The following is a 23,370-nucleotide window of genomic DNA, read 5'->3' as shown; positions in this document are numbered from 1 at the left end:
CATAAAGGCTGACTGAGGGGAAAGCGGGTAATTGTTGGTTGAATGTTAAGGCCCTATCGCGAGCAGGCTCACTCCTACAGGGGAATGCATTCCAATGTGGGAGTGAGCCTGCTCGCGATGAGGTCGGCACAGACAACGCGATATAGCTGACGAAACTTTCATGGGTCAAACGTGAACTCTCACCACCACCCGCCAGTCAGCTAATTAGGCCCCCACCTCAAGGTGCTAACCTCCATGCTGATTTCCCTCGAGCAACAAGTCGCCCTGATCACCGGTGCCAGTTCCGGCATCGGCGCCGGCGCCGCCAAAGCGCTTGCCGCCGCCGGCGCCGCCGTGGTGATCAACTACAACTCGCAGCCTGCCCCCGCCGAAGAACTGGCCCGGCAGATCATCGCTGAAGGCGGCCGAGCCCTCGCCATTGGCGCGGACGTCTCCAAGGAAGAAGACGTCGAGCGGCTGTTCGCCCAGACCCTCGAAGCCTTCGGCTCGCTGGACATTCTGGTCGCCAACTCCGGTATGCAAAAAGACGCGAACACCGTGGACATGACCCTCGCCGACTGGAATCAGGTGATTGGCGTCAACCTCACCGGCCAGTTCCTCTGCGCCCGCGCCGCCCTGCGCATCTTCAACCAGCAAGGCGTCCGCGAAGGCGTGTCCCGGGCCGCCGGGAAAATCATCCACATGAGCTCGGTGCACCAGCGCATTCCCTGGGCCGGTCACGTCAATTACGCCGCGTCCAAGGGCGGCATAGACATGCTCATGCAGACGCTCGCCCAGGAAGTCAGCCACCAACGCATCCGCATCAACGGCATCGCGCCGGGCGCGATCCGGACGGCAATCAACCGCGCCGCCACTGAAGGAGATGCCGCACAGGAGCTGCTCAAGCTAATCCCTTATGGCCGCATCGGTGACGTCGAGGACATCGCCAATGCCGTGGTTTTTCTCGCCTCCGACGCCTCTGACTACATCGTCGGCACCACCCTGTTTATCGACGGCGGCATGAGTCTCTATCCGGAGTTTCGCGGCAATGGCTGATCATCATCCCGAACGACAAAGCGCCATCGACGCCCACGGCATCATTGGCGACATGCGCAGCGCGGCACTGGTCAATGACAAGGGCAGCGTGGATTTTTTCTGTTGGCCGGAATTCGACAGTCCGTCGATCTTCTGCTCGCTGCTGGACACCCCAGAGGCCGGCATTTTCCAATTGTCGCCGGACCTGCCCGACGCCCGCCGCGAGCAAATCTACCTGCCCGACACCAACGTGCTGCAAACCCGCTGGCTCAGCGACCGCGCGGTGGTCGAGGTCACCGACCTGCTGCCGATCGGCGACAGCGAAGATGACTTGCCGATGCTGATGCGCCGGGTCCGGGTGGTCAGCGGCCAGGCGACCTTTCGCATGCGCTGCGCCGTGCGCCATGACTACGCTCGCGCCAAGACCCGCGCGCGGATGGATGAACAGGATGTGGCATTCGAGGCGGCTGATCAGCCGTCCATGCGTTTGTCCTCGGATCAGGTGCTGAGTGTCGAGGGTGACGCGGCGACCGCCGAATTCACCTTGAAACAGGACGAAAGTGCGCAATTTCTGCTGGGCGGTTTCGACGATCTTCGCTTCAAGGAAGGGGCCGCCTCGATGTGCCTGGAGCGCACGCTGAAGTTCTGGCGCGACTGGATCAGCCGGTCCAACTACCGCGGCCGCTGGCGGGAAATGGTCAACCGCTCGGCCCTCGCGCTGAAACTGCTGACCTCGCGCAAACACGGGGCGATCCTCGCCGCTGCAACCTTCGGCCTGCCGGAAACCCCCGGCGGCGAACGCAACTGGGACTATCGCTACACCTGGATCCGCGACGCCTCGTTCACCGTCTACGCCTTCATGCGCCTGGGGTTTGTCCAGGAAGCCAACGACTATATGCGCTGGCTGCGCGGACGGGTCAGCGATTGCCACGGCAAACCGATGAAACTCAACATCCTCTACGCCATCGACGGCCGTCAGGAACTGCCGGAAACCGAACTCTCGCACCTGTCCGGGCATGGCGGCGCCACGCCGGTGCGCATCGGCAACGGGGCGTACGATCAGGTCCAGCTCGACATCTTCGGCGAGCTGATGGACGCGGTGTACCTGGTCAACAAGTACGGCGATGCCATCTCCCACGAAGGCTGGAAACACGCGATGGAAGTGGTCGACCAGGTCTGCGAGACCTGGCAGCAGGAAGACGTCGGCATCTGGGAAATGCGCGGCGAACAGCATCATTTCCTGCATTCGCGGCTGATGTGCTGGGTGGCCGTGGACCGGGCGATCCGTCTCGCCTCCAAACGCTCCCTGCCCGCGCCGTTTGCCCGTTGGGACGAGACACGTCAGGCGATCTACGTCGACATCTGGGACAACTTCTGGAACGAAGAGCACGGGCATTTCGTCCAGCATATTGGCGGTACCGCGCTGGATGGCTCGATGCTGCTGATGCCGCTGGTGCGCTTCGTCAGTGCCAAGGACCCGCGCTGGCTGGCGACGCTCCAAGCCATCGAAAAGCACCTGGTGCGTGACGGCATGGTCTATCGCTATCGCAACGATGACGCGCGGATCGATGGTCTCGATGGCACCGAAGGCGCATTCGCCGCGTGTTCATTCTGGTATGTCGAATGCCTCGCCCGGGCCGGTCAGGTGGAAAAGGCGCACCTGGAGTTTGAGCAACTGCTGCGCTATGCCAATCCGCTGGGGCTGTATGCCGAAGAGCTCGATAACCATGCCCGGCATCTGGGCAACACGCCGCAAGCGTTGACGCACCTGGCGCTGATCAGCGCGGCGAGTTTTCTTGATCGGAAATTGAGTGGGGAGAAGAGTTCCTGGCAGCCTTGAGACAGTGCCGCCCCCGATCGCCAGCAAGCCTGTCCGGAGTGTTAGATGAACAATGACGCACTGATCAACTACGCGCTGACCCCACTCCTGAAACTCGCCTACGAACAACACGGCCCACCCGGCGGCGAAGCCGTCATCCTCCTCCACGGCTTCCCCTATTCACCGCGCGGCTACGACCACATCGCACCCGTTCTCGCCGCCAAGGGCTACCGGGTCATTGTTCCGTATCTGCGCGGCTACGGTCCTACTCGTTTCAACAGCCCCGATACATTGCGCTCCGGTCAACAAGCCGCGCTCGCCCGCGATTTGCTGGATCTGATGGACGCCCTCACCCTAAAACAGCCCGCGCTCTGCGTTTACGACTGGGGCGGTCGCGCTGCCTGCATTGTCGCGGCGCTGTGGCCGTGGTGTCGGGCCGGCGCCGGACACCGACGACGACATCGCCCATTTCACCGGGCGCTACGAGCGACGGGTCCTACGGGGCGTGGGGCATAACATTCCCGAAGAAGCGCCTGAGGCTACGATCAGGGCATTACTGGATCTGCTGGAGAGCTGACCGAAAACCGCTCGCGATAAGCTTGCGGCGTCACACCCATGGCCCGTAGAAAACTGCGCCGCAGCGTCTCTTCGCAGCCAAATCCGCACCGCACCGCGACCCGTTTGATCGGGACACCGGTGTCGCTGAGCAAGCGGCGCGCCGTTTCTACCCGAATCAGTTCGATGGCCCGCGCGGGGGTCTGGCCGGTGTCGGCGCGGTAGTGGCGGACGAAGCTGCGCTCGCTCATGCCGGCCTGCAGGGCCAAAATGGGAATGCCCAGGTCGATGGTGAGATTTTCGCTGATCCAGGCATGAAGATCGTCGAAACGGCTGCCTTGCTTTTGCAGTGACAGGGTCACGCTGAACTGCGACTGGCCGCCCGGGCGTTTGAGAAATACCACCAGTTGCTGCGCCACTTCCAGTGCCATGGTGCGCCCCAGGTCTTCTTCGACCATGGCCAACGCGAGATCGATGCCGGCCGTGACGCCGGCCGAGGTCCAGACCGGGCCGTCATTGATGAAAATCGGGTTGGGTTCGACCCGCAATAGTGGATGGGCCTGCGCCAGCTGCTCGCACCGGGTCCAGTGCGTGACCACCCGCCGACCATCGAGCCAGCCACTCGCCGCCAGCAGAAACGCGCCGGTGCACACCGATGACACCCGTCGACATCCCGCTGCATGCTCGCGCACCCACGCCACCAGCGCTTCGTCCTCCGCCGCCGCGTAGACGCCCCAGCCGCCAGCAATGATCAGGGTATCGCTCGCGTCTTCAGGCAACGACTCGGCCAACAGCGCCAAGCCCGCCGACGACATCACCGCCCCGCCGGTGCCGGCAATCACCGTCGGCGCGTAATGCGCGGGCAGGCCTTTCTGGCGCGCAATATCGTTGGCCGAAGCGAACACCTGCAACGGCCCGGTGACGTCGAGCAGTTGCACGTTGGGGAATGCGAGCACGTGAATGGTCTTGGGCATGTTTGGCGTGATTCGTGGGGATATTGGCGGTTACGCCAAATCCTACGAGCCTACACTCAACCCGTCTACCCACTTCAGGAGAAAAAACACCATGACGTTGCAGATCGGTTTTCTATTGTTTCCGCAGGTTCAGCAACTGGACCTGACCGGGCCTTACGACGTGCTGGCGTCGTTGCCGGACGTGAAGGTGCATCTGATCTGGAAAGACCTGGTGCCGATCACCGCCAGCACCGGCCTGGTGCTGAAACCCACCACCACCTTCGAAGATTGCCCGGCGCTGGATGTGATCTGCATCCCTGGCGGCAGCGGGGTCGGCCCGTTGATGGAGGATGATGAAACGCTGGCGTTCATCAAGGCTCAGGCGGTCAATGCGCGGTATGTCACCTCGGTGTGCACCGGTGCGCTGGTGCTGGGTGCGGCGGGCCTGTTGAAAGGCAAGCGCGCCACTACGCACTGGGCTTACCACGAATTGCTCGGGACGCTGGGGGCCATTGCGGTGAAGGATCGGGTGGTGCGCGACGGCAATCTGCTGACTGGCGGCGGGATTACGGCCGGGATCGATTTTGCCCTGACGCTGGCGGCGGAATTGTTCGATAAGGACACGGCGCAGTTGATCCAGTTGCAATTGGAATATGCGCCGGCGCCGCCGTTCCAGTCGGGCAGCCCGGACACCGCGCCGCAAAGCGTGTTGGCGCAAGCTCATCGGCGTACGGCGCAATCGCTGCAGCAGCGGACGCAGATCACTGAACGGGCTGCGGCAAAACTCGGCGTGTGATCCATGCAGGAGCCGGCTTGCCGGCGAGAGCAGTGGCTCACTCGACACGCTCATTGAATGAACCGCCGCCATCGCCAGCAAGCAGGCTCCTGGAGTTGATTTGTGTTATGGCCGGGATTTTTCGACAGACGAAAAAAAACCCGCCAGAGGCGGGTTTTCCCAAGACCATTGTCGACTCCCTGTCGATAGCGAATCCTTGCTGATGGTCGATCATCCGTGATCCTGAAGCGCTTCCTGTGCTTCAGTTGATGTGGCTAGATTACGCATCGGATCCAATTCACGACAGACGACATAGCTACCACCGCATGTAGGATATTCGCTATAACGGCCCTTCCGAAAACCCCTAGACGCCTCAGGGTTTTCAGCAACTATTCTTCCTGGTGTGCACGAACCTTGGTGTTGATCTTCAGGAATTCTTCGATATTGTTCATCTGCTCATCCCAACCACGGCTGTCCATTCGGAACGCCTTGAGCCGTCGCGACTGGGGAATATGATCGAAACCGGACTCGATGACCTTGAGAAGAGTGCCGTTATCCATGTCTTCGAGCTCGAAGAGCACCAGGGTGGTGGGCTCTTGGGAGTAGTCAACTTCCGGCTCTACAGCATACGGGTGCCAGCGAAACGAAAACACACGCTCCGGCTCGACCCGCTCCACCAGTACATTCCACAGCAAGTGCTCGTAACCGGGGTAGGTAATCTGCCCCTGAGTCCACTCGCCGGCGACAAAACGCTTGCCTTCCAGCGCCACGCCAAACCATTGCCCGAACGCCTCGGCATTGGCCAGTACGCGCCAGACCTGCGAACGCGGCACTCTGAGCAGGATCTTCCTTTCAATGCGATCTGATGCAGGGTTCATAGGTCACCTCCTGTAATGAACAGTAGGCCTGTAAGACCACAAGTCCAACCCTAAAGTTGTATCCATGGTGTCTCTCTATCGACCTGCCTGAAATATTCGGCCGCACTTCCGGGCCAACGTTCGGCGTTGAAAGCGAGAGTCATCGGGCAGGAGGTGCTACCGTTTGCAGGGATGAAATTGACCGGACAAGGAAGATTCATGCAACCCTCACTTACGGAACGATATCGCGGCGCCCTGCTGGGCCTGGCCTGTGGCGATGCCGTTGGTACCACTGTCGAATTTCTGCCACGCGGCTCTTTCAGACCAATGACCGATATGACAGGCGGCGGCCCTTTCAACCTGAAGCCCGGGCAATGGACCGATGACACCTCAATGGCGTTGTGCCTGGCCGAAAGCCTGTTGAGCAAAAGCGGCTTCGATGCCGCCGACCAGATGAGCCGCTACCTCAATTGGTGGAAATGGGGCTACCTCAGTTCAACCGGGGAATGTTTCGACATCGGCATGACCGTAAGTGATGCCTTGGCCCGGTATCAGCAAACCGGTGAACCCTTCGCAGGTTCAACCGATCCATTCACCGCCGGGAATGGCTCGTTGATGCGGCTGGTTCCGGTGGTTTTGTATTACTTCCCCGACAGCATCCGAATCAGGGCGTTTTCCGCCAACAGTTCCCGCACGACCCACGCGGCACGGGAAGCCATCGAGTGTTGCCAATTGTTCGCCGAATTGACGTTCAACGCGTTACGGGGCGCTGCAAAAGTGGACCTGCTGCGAACACCGGAGACGCAATTCCTGGAACCCAAGGTCGCCGCCATCGCCGCAGGCGAATACTTCGACAAACCTGAAAGCGATATCCGTGGCAGCGGTTACTGCGTTGCATCACTGGAAGCCGCCCTGTGGTGCTTTCATCGAACCGACAGCTTCGAAACCGCCATCCTTAAAGCCGCCAACCTGGGTGATGACGCCGACACCACCGCTGCTATCGTCGGACAGTTGGCCGGGGCTTTCTACGGCGTACAGGCCATCCCTGACAGCTGGCTGCAAAAGTTGCACATGCGCAAGGACATCGAAACCTGCGCAGATCAACTGCTCAAGGCTTCCAACAACACTCCCACCGCAGGTATATGAGGCTTCGCTACACTGCACTCCATCTTTTCCTGCCACAGCGAGAAATCCTCATGTCCCCACGCATGCTTCTGGCGCTGACGCCGTTGCTGTTCACCCCCCTCGCCCACGCCGTCGATTGCGCCAACGCCGCCGATCAGGCGACGATGAATCAATGTGCGGCGCAGCAGAACAAGGCAGCGGACAAGGAGTTGAATACGCTTTACCAACAGATCACAGCACGCTTGAAAGGCAACCCTGACAGCAAGAAGCTGCTGGTCGGTGCTCAGCGGGGGTGGATCGGGTTTCGGGATGCCGAGTGCAAGTTTTCCGCGTCCGGGGTTGAGGGCGGCAGCGTTTATCCGGTGATCTACGGCGAGTGCATCACCGAGCTGACGAAGGCGCGGGTGGAGACTTTCAAGAATTATCTGAAGTGTCAGGAGGGGGACATGAGTTGCCCGGTGCCTGGGCAGTGATTTTTTGACTGGTTTCGCTGGCCTCATCGGCAAGCCAGCTCCCACACGTTCAGCGTTGACCACAATTTGGCGAATACACCGATCCATTGTGGGAGCTGGCTTGCCAGCGATGGCAGTCTCTCCAGACATCACACAACTCAGATCCGCCACACCCCGGGCCCGACAAAAAACGCCCGCGCATTATCCTCAAGACTTTCCAGGTAATACCCGCCCTCCTGCCCAATCAGACAAGGCAACCCCAGGCTACGAATCCACTCACCCAAAACCGCAAACCCGTCCCCAATTCCTTCGAGCCCAGCACACGTACTCGGTCATGCCTTGGCGGTGGCCGGGATCGACCACACGACACACCGGCAGATCCGGGCACGACGGGTCGTTATCGAGGAGATCGATGCCGGCTACAACCGAGTGAATGACCTGCAGGTTCGGCAACGCGACAAGGCTGCCCGGCAAGGGAAATCAGCGTGCGGCGATCTGCGCATTCCTGGCCAGCGGATCATCCGCCAGCACAGTGGTGAGTTGCGGCGCGCTGCGGGCGCCGGCGGCTTGCAGTTGATTGTGCAGCAGGGTTTCGCGGACAGTAAAACCACGGTATTCATGAAAGACAGGACTCGCGCTGGGATCCGATCAGGGTCAGTGCGCCCTCCTGATCGGTTAAACGTGAGGATCGCCGGGCGCTTTGCTTGGCGTGGCATATTGCGGCTTCAGGTGTCCATCCTGATCGAGTAACCAGGCGTCCATAATCTGTCGCACCACGGGGCCGGCGACGCGACCGCCGGCCTCGCCGTTTTCGATCATCACCGAGATCACAATCTTCGGGTGCTCGGCCGGAGCAAATCCGACAAACAAGGCATTGTCGCGGTTACGTTCCAGGGTTTTCGCCCGGTTATAACGCTCGCCCTGCTTGATCGCGACCACTTGCGCGGTACCACTTTTGCCGGCAATGCGGTACTGAGCCCCCACCGCCGCCGCTCGCGCAATACCGCGCGCGTCGTGCATGACCATTTGCATACCGTGGTTGACCTGCTCCCAGTCACGCGGGTCCTTCAACAGTATGTTCGGCATCGGGTGCTCATCCACGGGCGTCACACCGTCAACGGACTTGGCCAGGTGCGGGCGGTTCCATACGCCTTTGTTGGCAATCAGAGCAGTGGCCTGAGCGAGTTGCAATGGCGTGACTTGCATATAGCCCTGGCCAATGCCGAGAATCACGGTCTCGCCCGGGAACCACGCCTGACGGCGCGTGGCACGCTTCCACGCCTGGGACGGCATCAGACCGGCAGACTCTTCGAACATGTCCAGCGAGACCTTCTCGCCGAGCCCGAACATCGCCATGTAGTCGTGCAGGCGATCGATGCCCAGCTTGTGCGCCAAATCGTAGAAGTAGGTGTCGTTGGAGCGCATGATCGCCGCGTCCATGTCGACCCAGCCATCGCCGCTGTGGTTCCAGTTACGGTACTTGTGATCAAAGTCGGGGAGCTGGTAGTAACCGGGGTCGAAAACGCGGGTCTGCGGGGTCACGACACCCGCGTCGAGGCCGGCGATCGCCACTTCGGGCTTGATGGTCGAACCTGGCGCATAGAGACCGCGCAGCACACGGTTAAACAGCGGCCGGTCGATGGAGTCATGCAGCGCCGCGTATTCCTTGAAGCTGATCCCGGTCACGAACAGGTTTGGATCGAAACTCGGTTTGCTGACCATGGCCAGCACTTCACCAGTCGACGGGTCGAGGGCAACCACCGAACCACGGCGATCACCCAAGGCTTCCTCAGCGGCTTCCTGAAGCTTCACGTCGAGACTCAGGACGATGTTTTTGCCGGGGATTGGATCTGTGTGTTTAAGCACGCGCAGCACGCGGCCCTGGGCATTGGTTTCGACTTCTTCGTAACCGACCTGGCCGTGCAACTCTGACTCGTAGAATTTTTCAATCCCGGTCTTGCCGATGGATTGGGTGCCACGGTACTCGACCGTATCCAGCGCCTTGGATTCTTTCTCGTTGATACGGCCGACGTAGCCGATGGAATGCGCGAAGTGTGCGCCCATTGGGTAATGCCGGACGAACTGGGGTTCGACATCGAGTCCCGGCAGACGGAATTCGTTCACTGCCAATATGGCAATCTGTTCTTCGGTCAGCTCGTAGAACAAGGTGACGGGCACGAAGGGGTGGCGTGCCTGCTTCATCGCCTTGTCGAACAGCGTCCGGTCTTCAGCGGGCAGGTGCAGGAGGTTGACCACCTCGTCCAGTTCTTCCTTGACGTCGGAGGTGCGTTCACGGGTGACGGTCAGGTTGAAGCTGGGGCGGTTATCGGCGAGGACTACGCCGTTGCGGTCGTAGATCAATCCGCGCATGGGGGTGATCGGTAATACGTGGACACGGTTGTTTTCCGAGATCGTCGAGTGATAGTCAAACTCCACCACCTGCAGCACGTACATCCGCACTACCAGCGCACAGGTAATGGCGACGACGAACAGGCCGCAGGCCATCAGTCGTTTATTAACCAGGCGCGTCTCGTTTTCGTGGTCCTTGATCGGTATCGGTTCGGGCATTTCTGCAGCTGCTCTTTGACTAAATGAAATGCCGATCCGTAGGCGTGAAATCAGTCCTTTAAAAAAACGAGCTGCACCATACCAAAAACCGGGCAGTCGCTTTAGTGCGATTTCCTCTAACGGTTCTCGTTCACTGACAATGGATCGGGTTCAAGGATTGCCGGACAGGGTTTTAGTTTTCAGCCACTTTCCTGCGGGCAAAACAAAACCCCAACTGCTTTCGCAATTGGGGTTTCGGAATTTAATCTTGACGATGACCTACTCTCACATGGGGAAACCCCACACTACCATCGGCGATGCATCGTTTCACTGCTGAGTTCGGGATGGGATCAGGTGGTTCCAATGCTCTATGGTCGTCAAGAAATTCGGTGTGCCGACGCGTCTTTCGACGTTTCAGCAAATGGGTATGTGATAGCTTTCGGTGTTTTTGCGAGATCGAACTTTCGGTTCGTTTCGTCTTCACACACCGCAATCTGGTGCTCGTTAGAGCAAGCAAATTGCTTGGGTGTTATATGGTCAAGCCTCACGGGCAATTAGTATTGGTTAGCTCAACGCCTCACAGCGCTTACACACCCAACCTATCAACGTCGTAGTCTTCGACGGCCCTTCAGGGGACTCAAGGTCCCAGTGAGATCTCATCTTGAGGCTAGTTTCCCGCTTAGATGCTTTCAGCGGTTATCTATTCCGAACATAGCTACCCGGCAATGCCACTGGCGTGACAACCGGAACACCAGAGGTTCGTCCACTCCGGTCCTCTCGTACTAGGAGCAGCCCCTCTCAAATCTCAAACGTCCACGGCAGATAGGGACCGAACTGTCTCACGACGTTCTAAACCCAGCTCGCGTACCACTTTAAATGGCGAACAGCCATACCCTTGGGACCGGCTTCAGCCCCAGGATGTGATGAGCCGACATCGAGGTGCCAAACACCGCCGTCGATATGAACTCTTGGGCGGTATCAGCCTGTTATCCCCGGAGTACCTTTTATCCGTTGAGCGATGGCCCTTCCATACAGAACCACCGGATCACTAAGACCTACTTTCGTACCTGCTCGACGTGTCTGTCTCGCAGTCAAGCGCGCTTTTGCCTTTATACTCTACGACCGATTTCCGACCGGTCTGAGCGCACCTTCGTACTCCTCCGTTACTCTTTAGGAGGAGACCGCCCCAGTCAAACTACCCACCATACACTGTCCTCGATCCGGATAACGGACCTGAGTTAGAACCTCAAAGTTGCCAGGGTGGTATTTCAAGGTTGGCTCCACGCGAACTGGCGTCCACGCTTCAAAGCCTCCCACCTATCCTACACAAGCAAATTCAAAGTCCAGTGCAAAGCTATAGTAAAGGTTCACGGGGTCTTTCCGTCTAGCCGCGGATACACTGCATCTTCACAGCGATTTCAATTTCACTGAGTCTCGGGTGGAGACAGCGCCGCCATCGTTACGCCATTCGTGCAGGTCGGAACTTACCCGACAAGGAATTTCGCTACCTTAGGACCGTTATAGTTACGGCCGCCGTTTACCGGGGCTTCGATCAAGAGCTTCGCGTTAGCTAACCCCATCAATTAACCTTCCGGCACCGGGCAGGCGTCACACCCTATACGTCCACTTTCGTGTTTGCAGAGTGCTGTGTTTTTAATAAACAGTCGCAGCGGCCTGGTATCTTCGACCGGCATGAGCTTACGGAGCAAGTCCTTCACCCTCACCGGCGCACCTTCTCCCGAAGTTACGGTGCCATTTTGCCTAGTTCCTTCACCCGAGTTCTCTCAAGCGCCTTGGTATTCTCTACCCAACCACCTGTGTCGGTTTGGGGTACGGTTCCTGGTTACCTGAAGCTTAGAAGCTTTTCTTGGAAGCATGGCATCAACCACTTCGTCACCCAAAGGGTAACTCGTCATCAGCTCTCGGCCTTAGACTCCCGGATTTACCTAAGAGTCCAGCCTACCACCTTAAACTTGGACAACCAACGCCAAGCTGGCCTAGCCTTCTCCGTCCCTCCATCGCAATAACCAGAAGTACAGGAATATTAACCTGTTTTCCATCGACTACGCTTTTCAGCCTCGCCTTAGGGACCGACTAACCCTGCGTCGATTAACGTTGCGCAGGAAACCTTGGTCTTTCGGCGTGGGTGTTTTTCACACCCATTGTCGTTACTCATGTCAGCATTCGCACTTCTGATACCTCCAGCAAGCTTCTCAACTCACCTTCACAGGCTTACAGAACGCTCCTCTACCGCATCACCTAAGTGATACCCGTAGCTTCGGTGTATGGTTTGAGCCCCGTTACATCTTCCGCGCAGGCCGACTCGACTAGTGAGCTATTACGCTTTCTTTAAAGGGTGGCTGCTTCTAAGCCAACCTCCTAGCTGTCTAAGCCTTCCCACATCGTTTCCCACTTAACCATAACTTTGGGACCTTAGCTGACGGTCTGGGTTGTTTCCCTTTTCACGACGGACGTTAGCACCCGCCGTGTGTCTCCCATGCTCGGCACTTGTAGGTATTCGGAGTTTGCATCGGTTTGGTAAGTCGGGATGACCCCCTAGCCGAAACAGTGCTCTACCCCCTACAGTGATACATGAGGCGCTACCTAAATAGCTTTCGAGGAGAACCAGCTATCTCCGAGCTTGATTAGCCTTTCACTCCGATCCACAGGTCATCCGCTAACTTTTCAACGGTAGTCGGTTCGGTCCTCCAGTTAGTGTTACCCAACCTTCAACCTGCCCATGGATAGATCGCCCGGTTTCGGGTCTATTCCCAGCGACTAGACGCCCTATTAAGACTCGCTTTCGCTACGCCTCCCCTATTCGGTTAAGCTCGCCACTGAAAATAAGTCGCTGACCCATTATACAAAAGGTACGCAGTCACCCAACAAAGTGGGCTCCCACTGCTTGTACGCATACGGTTTCAGGATCTATTTCACTCCCCTCTCCGGGGTTCTTTTCGCCTTTCCCTCACGGTACTAGTTCACTATCGGTCAGTCAGTAGTATTTAGCCTTGGAGGATGGTCCCCCCATATTCAGACAAAGTTTCTCGTGCTCCGTCCTACTCGATTTCATGACCAAGAGATTTTCGCGTACAGGGCTATCACCCACTATGGCCGCACTTTCCAGAGCGTTCCGCTAATCTCAAAGCCACTTAAGGGCTAGTCCCCGTTCGCTCGCCACTACTAAGGGAATCTCGGTTGATTTCTTTTCCTCAGGGTACTTAGATGTTTCAGTTCCCCTGGTTCGCTTCTTAAGCCTATGTATTCAGCTTAAGATACCTAACTTATGTTAGGTGGGTTCCCCCATTCAGACATCTCCGGATCAAAGTCTGTTTGCCGACTCCCCGAAGCTTTTCGCAGGCTACCACGTCTTTCATCGCCTCTGACTGCCAAGGCATCCACCGTATGCGCTTCTTCACTTGACCATATAACCCCAAGCAATCTGGTTATACTGTGAAGACGACATTCGCCGAAAATTCGATAATACTCAATTAAGAGCAACTCACAAATTTTACCTTAGCCTGATCCGTTACCAGTGAAAGTAACGTCCAGTCTATCTTTCTATCACATACCCAAATTTTTAAAGAACGAACTAGTCAAAGACTAGAAATCAACATTCACCATCCTTCGATGGAATGCTCATTTCTAAACTCTACACAATCAGAAGCAGTAGTGGTGGAGCCAAACGGGATCGAACCGTTGACCTCCTGCGTGCAAGGCAGGCGCTCTCCCAGCTGAGCTATGGCCCCGTATTGCTACAGGTTCCCACACAAAAATTGGTGGGTCTGGGCAGATTCGAACTGCCGACCTCACCCTTATCAGGGGTGCGCTCTAACCAACTGAGCTACAGACCCAATTTCGGGCTGCTTCTTTTCGTCTCTTCAATGAATCAAGCAATTCGTGTGGGAGCTCATGGAGCAGCTGATGTCGTCGATTAAGGAGGTGATCCAGCCGCAGGTTCCCCTACGGCTACCTTGTTACGACTTCACCCCAGTCATGAATCACACCGTGGTAACCGTCCTCCCGAAGGTTAGACTAGCTACTTCTGGTGCAACCCACTCCCATGGTGTGACGGGCGGTGTGTACAAGGCCCGGGAACGTATTCACCGCGACATTCTGATTCGCGATTACTAGCGATTCCGACTTCACGCAGTCGAGTTGCAGACTGCGATCCGGACTACGATCGGTTTTCTGGGATTAGCTCCACCTCGCGGCTTGGCAACCCTCTGTACCGACCATTGTAGCACGTGTGTAGCCCAGGCCGTAAGGGCCATGATGACTTGACGTCATCCCCACCTTCCTCCGGTTTGTCACCGGCAGTCTCCTTAGAGTGCCCACCTTAACGTGCTGGTAACTAAGGACAAGGGTTGCGCTCGTTACGGGACTTAACCCAACATCTCACGACACGAGCTGACGACAGCCATGCAGCACCTGTCTCAATGTTCCCGAAGGCACCAATCCATCTCTGGAAAGTTCATTGGATGTCAAGGCCTGGTAAGGTTCTTCGCGTTGCTTCGAATTAAACCACATGCTCCACCGCTTGTGCGGGCCCCCGTCAATTCATTTGAGTTTTAACCTTGCGGCCGTACTCCCCAGGCGGTCAACTTAATGCGTTAGCTGCGCCACTAAGAGCTCAAGGCTCCCAACGGCTAGTTGACATCGTTTACGGCGTGGACTACCAGGGTATCTAATCCTGTTTGCTCCCCACGCTTTCGCACCTCAGTGTCAGTATCAGTCCAGGTGGTCGCCTTCGCCACTGGTGTTCCTTCCTATATCTACGCATTTCACCGCTACACAGGAAATTCCACCACCCTCTACCATACTCTAGCTCGTCAGTTTTGAATGCAGTTCCCAGGTTGAGCCCGGGGATTTCACATCCAACTTAACGAACCACCTACGCGCGCTTTACGCCCAGTAATTCCGATTAACGCTTGCACCCTCTGTATTACCGCGGCTGCTGGCACAGAGTTAGCCGGTGCTTATTCTGTCGGTAACGTCAAAACAGCAAAGTATTAATTTACTGCCCTTCCTCCCAACTTAAAGTGCTTTACAATCCGAAGACCTTCTTCACACACGCGGCATGGCTGGATCAGGCTTTCGCCCATTGTCCAATATTCCCCACTGCTGCCTCCCGTAGGAGTCTGGACCGTGTCTCAGTTCCAGTGTGACTGATCATCCTCTCAGACCAGTTACGGATCGTCGCCTTGGTGAGCCATTACCTCACCAACTAGCTAATCCGACCTAGGCTCATCTGATAGCGCAAGGCCCGAAGGTCCCCTGCTTTCTCCCGTAGGACGTATGCGGTATTAGCGTCCGTTTCCGAGCGTTATCCCCCACTACCAGGCAGATTCCTAGGCATTACTCACCCGTCCGCCGCTCTCAAGAGAAGCAAGCTTCTCTCTACCGCTCGACTTGCATGTGTTAGGCCTGCCGCCAGCGTTCAATCTGAGCCATGATCAAACTCTTCAGTTCAAACATCTTTGGGTTTTTAAGAAACCCTAAACTTGGCTCAGCAATCGTTGGTTACATCTTTGATTTCTCGCGGAGTAACTTGTGATGCTGATAATCTTGTTGACTATCAGTCTGACTCCACAAGCACCCACACGAATTGCTTGATTCAGTTGTTAAAGAGCGGGTGGTTAAGATCTTTCGTCTCAACCGAGGCGCGCATTCTACAGCGTCCTCTGTTTCTGTCAAGCGGTTATTTTCAGAAGTTTTCAAAGTTTCCTTTGCAACTTCAACCACTTGCGCTTCCGATCTCTCGTCAGCGGGAGGCGAATTCTACAGCGTTACTCGCTGCTGTCAACACCTCTTTTTCAACTCCCTTTTGGCTTCGATAACCTGAAGCAACTCGCTGTCGAAAACTGCGTAACTCTTTGTTTACCAAGGAGTTTTCCGTTTCGACTGCGCCGGAAGTGGGGCGAATTATAGACGTCCAGAATCTGCCGTCAAGCCCTAATTTGGCTTTCCTATCAGGATGTTAAAAACACTGCTTATATATAGACGCGCCCCCCGAGAATGCGCAGTATATTGCCCAACACTCAAAGCAACACTCTCGCTCCCTGCCCTGGACGGTGCCACGCAATGAATGATCAGCCTCGCAGCCTTGCCTCGACCCTTTTCTCGGTTGGCCTGCTATTAATAGCCATGGCATCGATCCAGTCCGGAGCTTCTCTGGCCAAAAGCATGTTTCCTGTTATCGGCGCCCAGGGCACCACTACCCTGCGATTGATCTTCGCCAGCCTCATCATGCTGGTGCTGTTACGCCCCTGGCGTGCAAAGCTCACCGCAAAATCCCTGCGCACCGTCATTGTCTATGGGGTGGCGCTGGGCGGCATGAACTTCCTCTTCTATATGTCCTTGCGCACGGTTCCTCTGGGTATCGCAGTCGCCCTGGAGTTCACGGGACCGCTGGCCGTCGCCATCTACGCTTCACGTCGCGCAATCGACTTTTTGTGGATCGGTCTCGCTTCTATCGGATTGCTGCTACTCATACCGACAGGTGCAACGTCGGCGAGTATTGATCTGACGGGTGCGGGATATGCACTGGGCGCTGGTGCCTGCTGGGCGCTTTACATCGTTTTTGGGCAAAAGGCCGGCGCCGACAATGGTGTCCAGACAGCCGCATTGGGGGTGATGATTGCCGCGCTGTTCGTAGCGCCTATCGGCATTGTTCATGCGGGCGCCGCACTGCTGACGCCCTCGTTGATTCCTGTAGCACTCGGCGTTGCCATCCTGTCAACCGCCCTGCCCTATACGCTGGAAATGGTTGCCCTCACCCGAATGCCGGCCCGCACTTTCGGTACGCTGATGAGCATTGAACCGGCGATTGGTGCGCTCTCAGGCCTGCTATTTCTTCACGAATACCTCTCGCTATCACAGTGGATGGCGATCAGTTGCATCATTTTGGCGTCAGTCGGCGCGACCATGACGATGGGCAGTACCGCCAAACCCGCTATCGCGGCAGATTGATGCAGGATTTGATGAAGCTCTGGTATTTGCCGCGCATTTAGGCCATGTTTAGGCCCGCAAACCAATGCCAGACATGGACTTTTCCAGGATAGGGATATCAGAGGCACTTCTAGTGAAAGCGTATATAGCCAGACCCGGGCATGAAGATCCAGGGACGCTTTAAGGACGGTAATGAAACGAATTTTGATACTGCTCGCCGTAATTGCAGTTGCGGGCTGCGCGGCGACGTCGGAAACCCATACTAAACGTGGCAAGAAAGGGTTGCACATCAACTGTTCCGGGCTCTCGTCGTCCTGGGACAAGTGCTACACCAACGCAGCCGATTCTTGCGCGCCGAAGGGCTACAAAGTCGTCGCCAAGTCAGGGGATGGCGTTGAAGAACCCGGCGATTACCCATTTGGCCTTAACCCCGCCGGCTATACCAGTCGCAGCATGATCGTCATCTGCAAATAGCAGGTTGCCGTTTCTTCAGGTCCGCGGACCTTCGATCTGACGGCTGATCTCATCGTGACTGGACTTCAGCACCCTGCGCTGAATTTCCGGGGTGGCCAGCATTCTCGCCACCACCAACGCACCGACGCACTGGGACAGAATGGCCCAGGCCAGGCTGTCATTCTCCAGAATCGACGCCCAACTCGCCTGAAGCTTGCAAATCCAGTGCTCCGCCTGCTGACGAATCAACACGTCTGATCGCGCGATTTCTGCCCCCAACGCCGGCAACGCACAGCCTGATTCAGGGTGTTCGACATGGGACATGCTCAGGTAGAGTTTAAGGCAACGTTCGAGCTTTTCGCGCCCCTGATCAGCCCCAAGCCGTTCCAGGCTTTGACACAGTTCTCGCTCGACGATTGAAGCGAACAACTCATCCTTCGACGAAAAATGGCTGTAGAAAGCTCCGCCACTCAAGCCGATCGCTTTCATCAGGGCGTCGACGCCGACCGTTGCGAAACCCGACGTTTTTGCAGATACCGCGCTACTTTCCAGCAGCTTCTCTTTGGTTTCCAGTTTGTGGCTGGCCGAATAACGCATTGCCTATCCCTCAGGAATGATCATCTTGACGTCTACGCGATCGTAGCATAACGTTCGTTTAGTTAACGATCGTTTATCAAAAGGGTCCAGTCATGAATAACAAGAAAGTCGTACTGGTTGTCGGCGCAGGTGACGCTACGGGCGGCGCTATCGCCAAACGTTTTGCGCAAGAAGGTTTCGTCGCCTGTGTTACCCGGCGCAGCGCGGACAAGCTCCAGCCATTGGTCGATGCCATCAACGCCGAGGGCGGTGAAGCCCACGGCTTTGCCTGCGATGCGCGTAAAGAAGAGGACGTGATTGCGCTGGTTGAACAGATTGAAACCCAAATCGGCTCCATCGAAGCGTTCGTGTTCAACATTGGCGCCAACGTGCCATGCAGTATTCTCGAAGAAACCGCGCGCAAATATTTCAAGATCTGGGAAATGGCCTGCTTCTCTGGCTTCCTCAACGGCCGGGAAGTAGCCAAGCGCATGGCGAAGCGGCAACGCGGCACGATCCTGTTTACCGGTGCCACCGCAGGCCTGCGCGGCGCTGCCGGTTTTGCTGCGTTCGCCGGTGCCAAGCATGGCATTCGCGCACTGGCCCAGAGCATGGCCCGCGAATTGGGACCGATCAATATTCATGTAGCCCATGTGGTCGTCGACGGCGCGATCGATACCGATTTCATTCGCAACAACTTTCCCGAGAAGTACGCCACCAAGGATGAGGACGGCATCCTCAATCCCGAACACATCGCCGAGAACTACTGGTATCTGCACAGCCAACCCCGCGACGCCTGGACCTTCGAACTGGACCTGCGCCCCTGGAACGAACGGTGGTAAGCCCCCCATAACAATAAACAGAGTGCATCAAGCATGAGCAAAACCGTAGAGTTCTACTTCGACCTCGGCAGCCCCGCCACCTATCTGGCGCATACCCAGCTGCCGAACATCTGCGCCCGGACAGGCAGCCAGCTGATCTACATTCCAATACTGCTGGGCGGCGTTTTCAAAGCCACTGGCAACGCTTCTCCTGCGACCATCCCGGCCAAGGGCGCCTACATGTTTAAGGACCTGGACCGCTACGCCAAACGGTACGGCGTACCACTGAAATTCAATTCGCACTTTCCAATCAATACACTGATGCTGATGCGCGCCGTTACCGGCATGCAGTTGCGCCATCCCCAGCGCTTCCCGGCGTTCATCAACTGCCTGTTTCAGGCGCTTTGGGTTGACGGTCGCAGCCTCGATGACCTGGGGACCGTCGCAAAAGTGCTGACCGAGCACGGTTTTGATCCCACTGAAGTATTGGCGCTGACCGCTGATGAAGAGGTCAAGACAGCGCTCAAGGACAACACCGAGAAGGCCGTTCAACGCGGCGTGTTCGGCGCCCCCAGTATGTTTGTCGATGACCAGCTGTTTTTCGGCCAGGATCGACTGGAGTTCGTCGTTGAAGCCTTGAGTTAAATTTCGATGACCAACCGTCCCTGAGCCGCACCCGAAAAGAGCAGCTCATGGGCGGATTCGGCCGTCTCCAGCGTGAACGTCCGAGAATCCATCAATGGTTTCAGCTGACCCGCCTCGATCAACCCGGCCGCCTCGCTCAGAATCTGCCCATGACGTTCACGCCCGACGCCGGTCAGCAACGGCAGCAACGTAAACACGCCGGAGTACGTCGCACCGCGAAACGACAGCGGCGCCAGACTGTGTTGCCCCCACCCCAGACAGCTCAACACGTGACCGAGATAAACCCGCACAGCCTTGAACGATGCATCCAGGGTTTCGCCACCCACGGTGTCGTAAACGATATCGAATCCCTCGCCAGCCGTATGCTGCGCCACGTATTCCTCGACCGTAGACTGGCGATAATCGATAAACGTCGCGCCGAAGCCTTCAATGATTGCCTGATGCCTGGCGGAACCCGTGGCGTAGACCTCAGCACCAAAAGCGCGGGCAATTTGTATCGCCACATGACCCACCCCACCCGCCCCGCCATGAATCAGCACCTTGTGGCCGGCACGCACTCGCGCCCGATCCACCAGACCTTCCCACGCGGTAATCAGCACCAGCGGCAACCCGGCCGCTTCACGCATACTCAAATTGACCGGTTTGCGCGCCAGCAATCGAGCATCGACCGCTGCGTATTCGGCCAATGAACCTTGTGCACCACCGATACCCGTTGCCATGGCATAAACCTCATCACCCGGCTGCCATCCAACAACACCTTCTCCTACTGCCTCGACAATCCCCGCCAAATCAATGCCCACGGTCGCCGGCAACGGTTGATGCGCATGCGCGGCCTGACCGGAACGGATTTTGCCGTCCAGTGGATTGACCCCACTGGCCTTGATCCGAATCAGCACTTGCCCCACTTGCGGCACGGGCCGCGCAATGGAAGCCAAGCGTAGCGGCGCATTGGCCGAGTCGACAATCAGAGCGCGCATTTGCAGTGAGTCAGTCATTTCGTTTATTCCTGTCAGAGGTGGCTGTGGGATAAATCATCGGCTAACTCACTCATGCTGATAAGACGCTAAATAGCTATAGTGTCCATGCCCATCTGGCATCAATGAGAATTCCCGTGGACAAGCTCAATTCAATGGCAATCTTCGTCCGGGTGGTCGAACGCGGGAGCTTTTCCGCGGTTGCCCGAGAGATGCGGACCAGCCAGCCCACCATCAGCAAAGTGTTGAAGGCGCTGGAGTCCGAACTCGGCGGGAAGTTGATCGCCCGCAGTACCCGCCAGCTGTCACTGACCGATGAAGGTCAGCGCTACTACGCCGAATGCCGGCATATCCTCGCGGCCGTCGATGCGGCCGAGCACAGCTTCCAGTCCGGCAGGGAGCGTATCGCCGGTCACTTGCGTATCGGCTCTTCGGTCAGTTTCGGGCGCTTGCAGATTGCACCGCGCCTGGCGGACTTCCTGAAAAGCCATCCCGACGTGGACATTGATCTGCAACTGAGTGATCAGAACCAGGACTTGATCCATGAAGGGCTGGATGTCACGTTCAGAATAGGCGAACTCAACGACAGCGGACTGATTGCCCGCCATATCGGCACCACCCATCGAGTGACGGTCGCAGCACCCGTTTACCTCAAGCAATACGGCCAACCACAGTCACCGCAGGCATTGAGCGGGCACAATTGCCTGCAGTTCAACCTGCTGAACAGTCAGAACCTGTGGATTTACGAGAAAGGCGCCCAGCGCCATGAAGTGCGGATCAACGGCAATGCGCAAAGCAACAACTCGGAGGCGATCCGCGAGATGGTGCTGGGAGGATTGGGGATTGCGCTGTCGCCGGTGTGGCTGTTCAGTGAGGATTTGAAAGCAGGACGCGTGACGGCGATTTTACCGGACTACCTTGCGCAGTCGCTGCCGATTCATGCGGTGTCCCCGGCGAATCGTCGCCAATCCGCCAGGGTAAAAGCCTTTGTCGACTACATGAGCAAGGCGCTGGAAGCAGCGACTGAACTCAAGCCGATCAAATAGCGGCGGTTCGAGTGTTCAACCACTCAAGCGCTGCACCGTCGAGCAATGGGCTCAAACGCTCGCGCACTTCGGCGTGATAGCCGTTGAACCACTGCTTCTCGTCCTGCGTCAACAACGACGGTTCCAGGCAGCGCGTGTCGATCGGGCACAAGGTCAGGGTTTCGAATTTCAGGAACTCGCCGAATTCGCTCTTGCCTGCTTCGCGATTCAACACCAGATTCTCGATCCGCACACCCCAGCGGCCCGGACGGTAAGTGCCCGGTTCGATGGAAGTGATCATGCCCGGCTGCATCGCGGTTTGCGGTGCCGCCGCCGCTTGGTAGGCGATCACTTGCGGGCCTTCGTGAACATTCAGGAAGTAGCCGACGCCATGGCCGGTGCCGTGACCGTAGTCGACACTTTCCGCCCAGATCGGCGCACGGGCGATGGAGTCCAGCAACGGCGACAAAATGCCACGAGGAAATTGCGCGCGGGACAACGCAATCACTCCTTTCAACACGCGGGTGCAATCGCGCTTCTGCTCATCGGTTGGCGTTCCGACCGGCACCATCCGCGTGATGTCGGTGGTGCCGCCCAGGTATTGGCCACCGGAGTCGATCAGCAACAGGCCGTCGCCCTCGATCACCGCATGCTCTTCTTCCGTCGCGTGGTAATGCGGCATCGCACCATTGGCGTTGAACGCGGCAATGGTGTTGAAGCTCAACGACACGTAATCCGGACGACGACTACGCGCCGCCGTCAGATGTTCGTCGATGGTCAGTTCGGTAATGCGCTCGCGGCCCCACGCTGATTCCAGCCAGGCGAAAAATTCGCACAGTGCCGCACCGTCCTGCTCCATGGCCTGACGGATGTGCCCGGCGTCCGCCAGGCTTTTTTGCGATTTGGCCAGGGTCGTCGGGTTCAGGCCTTCGACCAGTTTTACCCCGCTGTCGAGGTTATCCAGCAGTCCCGCCGTGACGCGCGCCGGATCGACTTGCAGGCTCGCGCCACTCGGGACCGCGCTCAATGCGTCGGCCACTTCGCTGTAGTCGCGCAGCGTGACGCCATCCTGTTCGAGGATCGCGCGCAATTCTGCGCTGACCTTGCTCGAGGCCACGAACAGGGTCGCCTGCTGCTGGTTGATCAACGCGAAAGAGACAAACACCGGGTTGAACGACACGTCGCCGCCGCGCAGGTTGAACAGCCACGCAATGTCGTCGAGGGTGGCGATGAAATGCCAGTCGGCGCCCCGCCCTTTCAGCACTTCGCGAAGATTGGCGAGTTTTTCGCCACGACTGACGGTCGCTTGGGGCGGCAAATGCTGATAGATCGGCTCGTTTGGCAGGGTCGGGCGATCGCTCCAGACGCTGTCCAGCAAATCGACATCAGTGCGCAAACGGGCACCGCGCTCTTCAAGCTTGCCACCCAGCGTACGCGCCGAGGCCACGGCCATCACCGCACCGTCCACCGCGACGACGCCGCCTTCAGGGGTTTGCTCGGCGAGCCAGTCCAGCGGCCCGGGCTGGCCCGGTTGCAGCTTGACCAGTTCGATGCCGCTGCCGTTGAGTTCCTTGGTCGCCTGCTCCCAGTAACGGCTGTCGGCCCACACTCCGGCAAAGTCCGGCGTCACGATCAGCGTGCCGACCGAGCCGTGAAAGCCCGACAACCACTGCCGTCCTTGCCAATAGCCCGGCAGGTATTCGGAAAGGTGCGGATCGGCCGACGGCACCAGCAGAGCATGAATGCCCTCCCGGTTCATCAGCTCGCGGGTTTGCGCCAGGCGCTCGGGCACCGATCCATTGATCGAAGGCTGCGTACTCATCATGTC

Annotated in this window: 17 protein-coding genes, 2 tRNA genes, 3 rRNA genes and 3 pseudogenes; 11 read left to right on the top strand and 14 right to left on the bottom strand. The window is 57.6% G+C overall.

Annotation, left to right across the window (positions count from 1 at the left end; all coding sequences use genetic code 11):
* The first annotated feature begins 234 nt into the window (after nt 1-234).
* From ACYZT4_RS02220 to ACYZT4_RS02210, 3 genes and pseudogenes are all read left to right on the top strand, one after another.
* Nucleotides 235-1,035: a glucose 1-dehydrogenase gene (locus ACYZT4_RS02220; protein ID WP_461984899.1), complete on the top strand. Its 801-nt coding sequence runs from the start codon at nt 235-237 to the stop codon at nt 1,033-1,035.
* Complete coding sequence (locus tag ACYZT4_RS02215) at nt 1,028-2,854, top strand: glycoside hydrolase family 15 protein (RefSeq protein WP_461984897.1); 1,827 nt, start codon at nt 1,028-1,030, stop codon at nt 2,852-2,854. The genes ACYZT4_RS02220 and ACYZT4_RS02215 overlap by 8 nt, the downstream gene beginning before the upstream one ends.
* Nucleotides 2,855-2,899: 45 nt before the next feature.
* Nucleotides 2,900-3,410, top strand: a pseudogene (locus tag ACYZT4_RS02210) (alpha/beta fold hydrolase).
* Here the strand turns inward: ACYZT4_RS02210 and ACYZT4_RS02205 are convergent.
* Nucleotides 3,379-4,362 (bottom strand): GlxA family transcriptional regulator, encoded by a 984-nt coding sequence (locus ACYZT4_RS02205; protein ID WP_461984895.1) that lies wholly within the window; start codon nt 4,360-4,362, stop codon nt 3,379-3,381. The pseudogene ACYZT4_RS02210 and the gene ACYZT4_RS02205 sit on opposite strands and share 32 nt — an antisense overlap.
* 91 nt (nt 4,363-4,453) lie before the next feature.
* Between ACYZT4_RS02205 and inhA the strand changes: the two genes are divergently transcribed.
* Nucleotides 4,454-5,137, top strand: coding sequence for an isonitrile hydratase (gene inhA / locus ACYZT4_RS02200; RefSeq protein WP_461984894.1), 684 nt, complete (start codon nt 4,454-4,456; stop codon nt 5,135-5,137).
* Between the two features lie 37 nt (nt 5,138-5,174).
* Here the strand turns inward: inhA and ACYZT4_RS02195 are convergent, their stop codons facing one another.
* Nucleotides 5,175-5,351: a hypothetical protein gene (locus ACYZT4_RS02195; RefSeq protein WP_461984893.1), complete on the bottom strand. Its 177-nt coding sequence runs from the start codon at nt 5,349-5,351 to the stop codon at nt 5,175-5,177.
* A 154-nt stretch (nt 5,352-5,505) separates the two neighbouring features.
* The gene (locus tag ACYZT4_RS02190; RefSeq protein ID WP_461984891.1) at nt 5,506-5,994 is read right to left on the bottom strand and encodes an SRPBCC family protein; all 489 of its coding nucleotides are present in this window, start codon (nt 5,992-5,994) and stop codon (nt 5,506-5,508) included.
* 198 nt (nt 5,995-6,192) lie between these two features.
* Here ACYZT4_RS02190 and ACYZT4_RS02185 point away from each other — a divergent pair, with 198 nt between their 5' ends.
* Together ACYZT4_RS02185 and ACYZT4_RS02180 are read left to right on the top strand one after the other, a co-directional pair.
* A complete protein-coding gene (locus ACYZT4_RS02185; RefSeq protein WP_461984890.1) occupies nt 6,193-7,119 on the top strand; it encodes an ADP-ribosylglycohydrolase family protein in 927 nt (308 codons plus the stop codon).
* Nucleotides 7,120-7,169: 50 nt separating this feature from the next.
* Entirely contained in the window at nt 7,170-7,571 is a 402-nt protein-coding gene (locus ACYZT4_RS02180; RefSeq protein WP_461984889.1) for a lysozyme inhibitor LprI family protein, read from the top strand.
* Between the two features lie 137 nt (nt 7,572-7,708).
* Here the strand turns inward: ACYZT4_RS02180 and ACYZT4_RS02175 are convergent.
* The 8 genes and pseudogenes from ACYZT4_RS02175 to ACYZT4_RS02140 form a co-directional block, all read right to left on the bottom strand.
* Nucleotides 7,709-7,849 (bottom strand): annotated as a pseudogene (locus ACYZT4_RS02175) (histone deacetylase family protein); the annotation flags it as partial.
* A gap of 13 nt (nt 7,850-7,862) precedes the next feature.
* Nucleotides 7,863-8,170, bottom strand: a pseudogene (locus ACYZT4_RS02170) (2-hydroxyacid dehydrogenase); the annotation flags it as partial.
* A 55-nt stretch (nt 8,171-8,225) separates the two neighbouring features.
* The gene (gene mrdA / locus ACYZT4_RS02165; protein WP_461984887.1) at nt 8,226-10,118 is read right to left on the bottom strand and encodes a penicillin-binding protein 2; all 1,893 of its coding nucleotides are present in this window, start codon (nt 10,116-10,118) and stop codon (nt 8,226-8,228) included.
* 245 nt (nt 10,119-10,363) lie between these two features.
* A 5S ribosomal RNA gene (gene rrf / locus ACYZT4_RS02160) occupies nt 10,364-10,479 on the bottom strand.
* Nucleotides 10,480-10,630: 151 nt separating this feature from the next.
* Nucleotides 10,631-13,522 (bottom strand): 23S ribosomal RNA (locus ACYZT4_RS02155).
* Nucleotides 13,523-13,770: 248 nt separating this feature from the next.
* A tRNA-Ala gene (locus ACYZT4_RS02150) sits at nt 13,771-13,846 on the bottom strand.
* 28 nt (nt 13,847-13,874) lie between these two features.
* Nucleotides 13,875-13,951 (bottom strand) — tRNA-Ile (locus ACYZT4_RS02145).
* Nucleotides 13,952-14,032: 81 nt separating this feature from the next.
* A 16S ribosomal RNA gene (locus ACYZT4_RS02140) occupies nt 14,033-15,569 on the bottom strand.
* Together the 16S, 23S and 5S rRNA genes with 2 tRNA genes alongside form the textbook arrangement of a ribosomal RNA operon.
* Before the next feature lie 612 nt (nt 15,570-16,181).
* On the opposite strand from ACYZT4_RS02140, the gene rhtA reads away from it, so the two are divergent.
* The gene (gene rhtA, locus ACYZT4_RS02135) at nt 16,182-17,069 is read left to right on the top strand and encodes a threonine/homoserine exporter RhtA (RefSeq protein ID WP_461984885.1); all 888 of its coding nucleotides are present in this window, start codon (nt 16,182-16,184) and stop codon (nt 17,067-17,069) included.
* Nucleotides 17,070-17,240: 171 nt separating this feature from the next.
* A complete protein-coding gene (locus tag ACYZT4_RS02130) occupies nt 17,241-17,522 on the top strand; it encodes a hypothetical protein (RefSeq protein WP_461984884.1) in 282 nt (93 codons plus the stop codon).
* Between the two features lie 15 nt (nt 17,523-17,537).
* Here the strand turns inward: ACYZT4_RS02130 and ACYZT4_RS02125 are convergent, their stop codons facing one another.
* A complete protein-coding gene (locus ACYZT4_RS02125; protein ID WP_461984883.1) occupies nt 17,538-18,098 on the bottom strand; it encodes a TetR/AcrR family transcriptional regulator in 561 nt (186 codons plus the stop codon).
* A 92-nt stretch (nt 18,099-18,190) separates the two neighbouring features.
* On the opposite strand from ACYZT4_RS02125, the gene ACYZT4_RS02120 reads away from it, so the two are divergent.
* On the top strand, nt 18,191-18,919 hold the full coding sequence (locus ACYZT4_RS02120) for an SDR family oxidoreductase (protein ID WP_461984881.1): 729 nt from the start codon (nt 18,191-18,193) through the stop codon (nt 18,917-18,919).
* 33 nt (nt 18,920-18,952) lie between these two features.
* Nucleotides 18,953-19,543: a 2-hydroxychromene-2-carboxylate isomerase gene (locus ACYZT4_RS02115; RefSeq protein ID WP_461984879.1), complete on the top strand. Its 591-nt coding sequence runs from the start codon at nt 18,953-18,955 to the stop codon at nt 19,541-19,543.
* Here the strand turns inward: ACYZT4_RS02115 and ACYZT4_RS02110 are convergent.
* Nucleotides 19,540-20,538, bottom strand: a complete 999-nt coding sequence (locus ACYZT4_RS02110) for a zinc-dependent alcohol dehydrogenase family protein (protein ID WP_461984877.1) — start codon at nt 20,536-20,538, stop codon at nt 19,540-19,542. The genes ACYZT4_RS02115 and ACYZT4_RS02110 overlap by 4 nt on opposite strands.
* 104 nt (nt 20,539-20,642) lie before the next feature.
* Between ACYZT4_RS02110 and ACYZT4_RS02105 the strand changes: the two genes are divergently transcribed.
* Nucleotides 20,643-21,563: a LysR family transcriptional regulator gene (locus tag ACYZT4_RS02105; protein ID WP_461984875.1), complete on the top strand. Its 921-nt coding sequence runs from the start codon at nt 20,643-20,645 to the stop codon at nt 21,561-21,563.
* Here the strand turns inward: ACYZT4_RS02105 and ACYZT4_RS02100 are convergent.
* Entirely contained in the window at nt 21,556-23,364 is a 1,809-nt protein-coding gene (locus ACYZT4_RS02100; protein WP_461984873.1) for an aminopeptidase P family protein, read from the bottom strand. The two genes, ACYZT4_RS02105 and ACYZT4_RS02100, sit on opposite strands and share 8 nt — an antisense overlap.
* Between the last annotated feature and the right edge of the window lie 6 nt (nt 23,365-23,370).

The sequence above is a fragment of the Pseudomonas sp. GB2N2 genome (assembly GCF_054897705.1).
This window is presented reverse-complemented; position numbering and strand designations above follow the sequence as displayed.

Excerpts from the sequence above, each read along its gene's own strand:
- ACYZT4_RS02120 (WP_461984881.1), top strand. The coding sequence starts at position 18,191 with ATGAATAACAAGAAAGTCGTACTGGTTGTCGGCGCAGGTGACGCTACG.
- ACYZT4_RS02180 (WP_461984889.1), top strand. The coding sequence starts at position 7,170 with ATGTCCCCACGCATGCTTCTGGCGCTGACGCCGTTGCTGTTCACCCCC.
- ACYZT4_RS02100 (WP_461984873.1), bottom strand. The coding sequence starts at position 23,364 with ATGAGTACGCAGCCTTCGATCAATGGATCGGTGCCCGAGCGCCTGGCG.
- ACYZT4_RS02115 (WP_461984879.1), top strand. The coding sequence starts at position 18,953 with ATGAGCAAAACCGTAGAGTTCTACTTCGACCTCGGCAGCCCCGCCACC.
- ACYZT4_RS02190 (WP_461984891.1), bottom strand. The coding sequence starts at position 5,994 with ATGAACCCTGCATCAGATCGCATTGAAAGGAAGATCCTGCTCAGAGTG.
- ACYZT4_RS02125 (WP_461984883.1), bottom strand. The coding sequence starts at position 18,098 with ATGCGTTATTCGGCCAGCCACAAACTGGAAACCAAAGAGAAGCTGCTG.
- rhtA (WP_461984885.1), top strand. The coding sequence starts at position 16,182 with ATGAATGATCAGCCTCGCAGCCTTGCCTCGACCCTTTTCTCGGTTGGC.
- mrdA (WP_461984887.1), bottom strand. The coding sequence starts at position 10,118 with ATGCCCGAACCGATACCGATCAAGGACCACGAAAACGAGACGCGCCTG.
- ACYZT4_RS02185 (WP_461984890.1), top strand. The coding sequence starts at position 6,193 with ATGCAACCCTCACTTACGGAACGATATCGCGGCGCCCTGCTGGGCCTG.
- ACYZT4_RS02215 (WP_461984897.1), top strand. The coding sequence starts at position 1,028 with ATGGCTGATCATCATCCCGAACGACAAAGCGCCATCGACGCCCACGGC.
- ACYZT4_RS02110 (WP_461984877.1), bottom strand. The coding sequence starts at position 20,538 with ATGACTGACTCACTGCAAATGCGCGCTCTGATTGTCGACTCGGCCAAT.
- ACYZT4_RS02195 (WP_461984893.1), bottom strand. The coding sequence starts at position 5,351 with ATGATCGACCATCAGCAAGGATTCGCTATCGACAGGGAGTCGACAATG.
- ACYZT4_RS02105 (WP_461984875.1), top strand. The coding sequence starts at position 20,643 with ATGAGAATTCCCGTGGACAAGCTCAATTCAATGGCAATCTTCGTCCGG.
- inhA (WP_461984894.1), top strand. The coding sequence starts at position 4,454 with ATGACGTTGCAGATCGGTTTTCTATTGTTTCCGCAGGTTCAGCAACTG.
- ACYZT4_RS02205 (WP_461984895.1), bottom strand. The coding sequence starts at position 4,362 with ATGCCCAAGACCATTCACGTGCTCGCATTCCCCAACGTGCAACTGCTC.
- ACYZT4_RS02220 (WP_461984899.1), top strand. The coding sequence starts at position 235 with ATGCTGATTTCCCTCGAGCAACAAGTCGCCCTGATCACCGGTGCCAGT.
- ACYZT4_RS02130 (WP_461984884.1), top strand. The coding sequence starts at position 17,241 with ATGAAACGAATTTTGATACTGCTCGCCGTAATTGCAGTTGCGGGCTGC.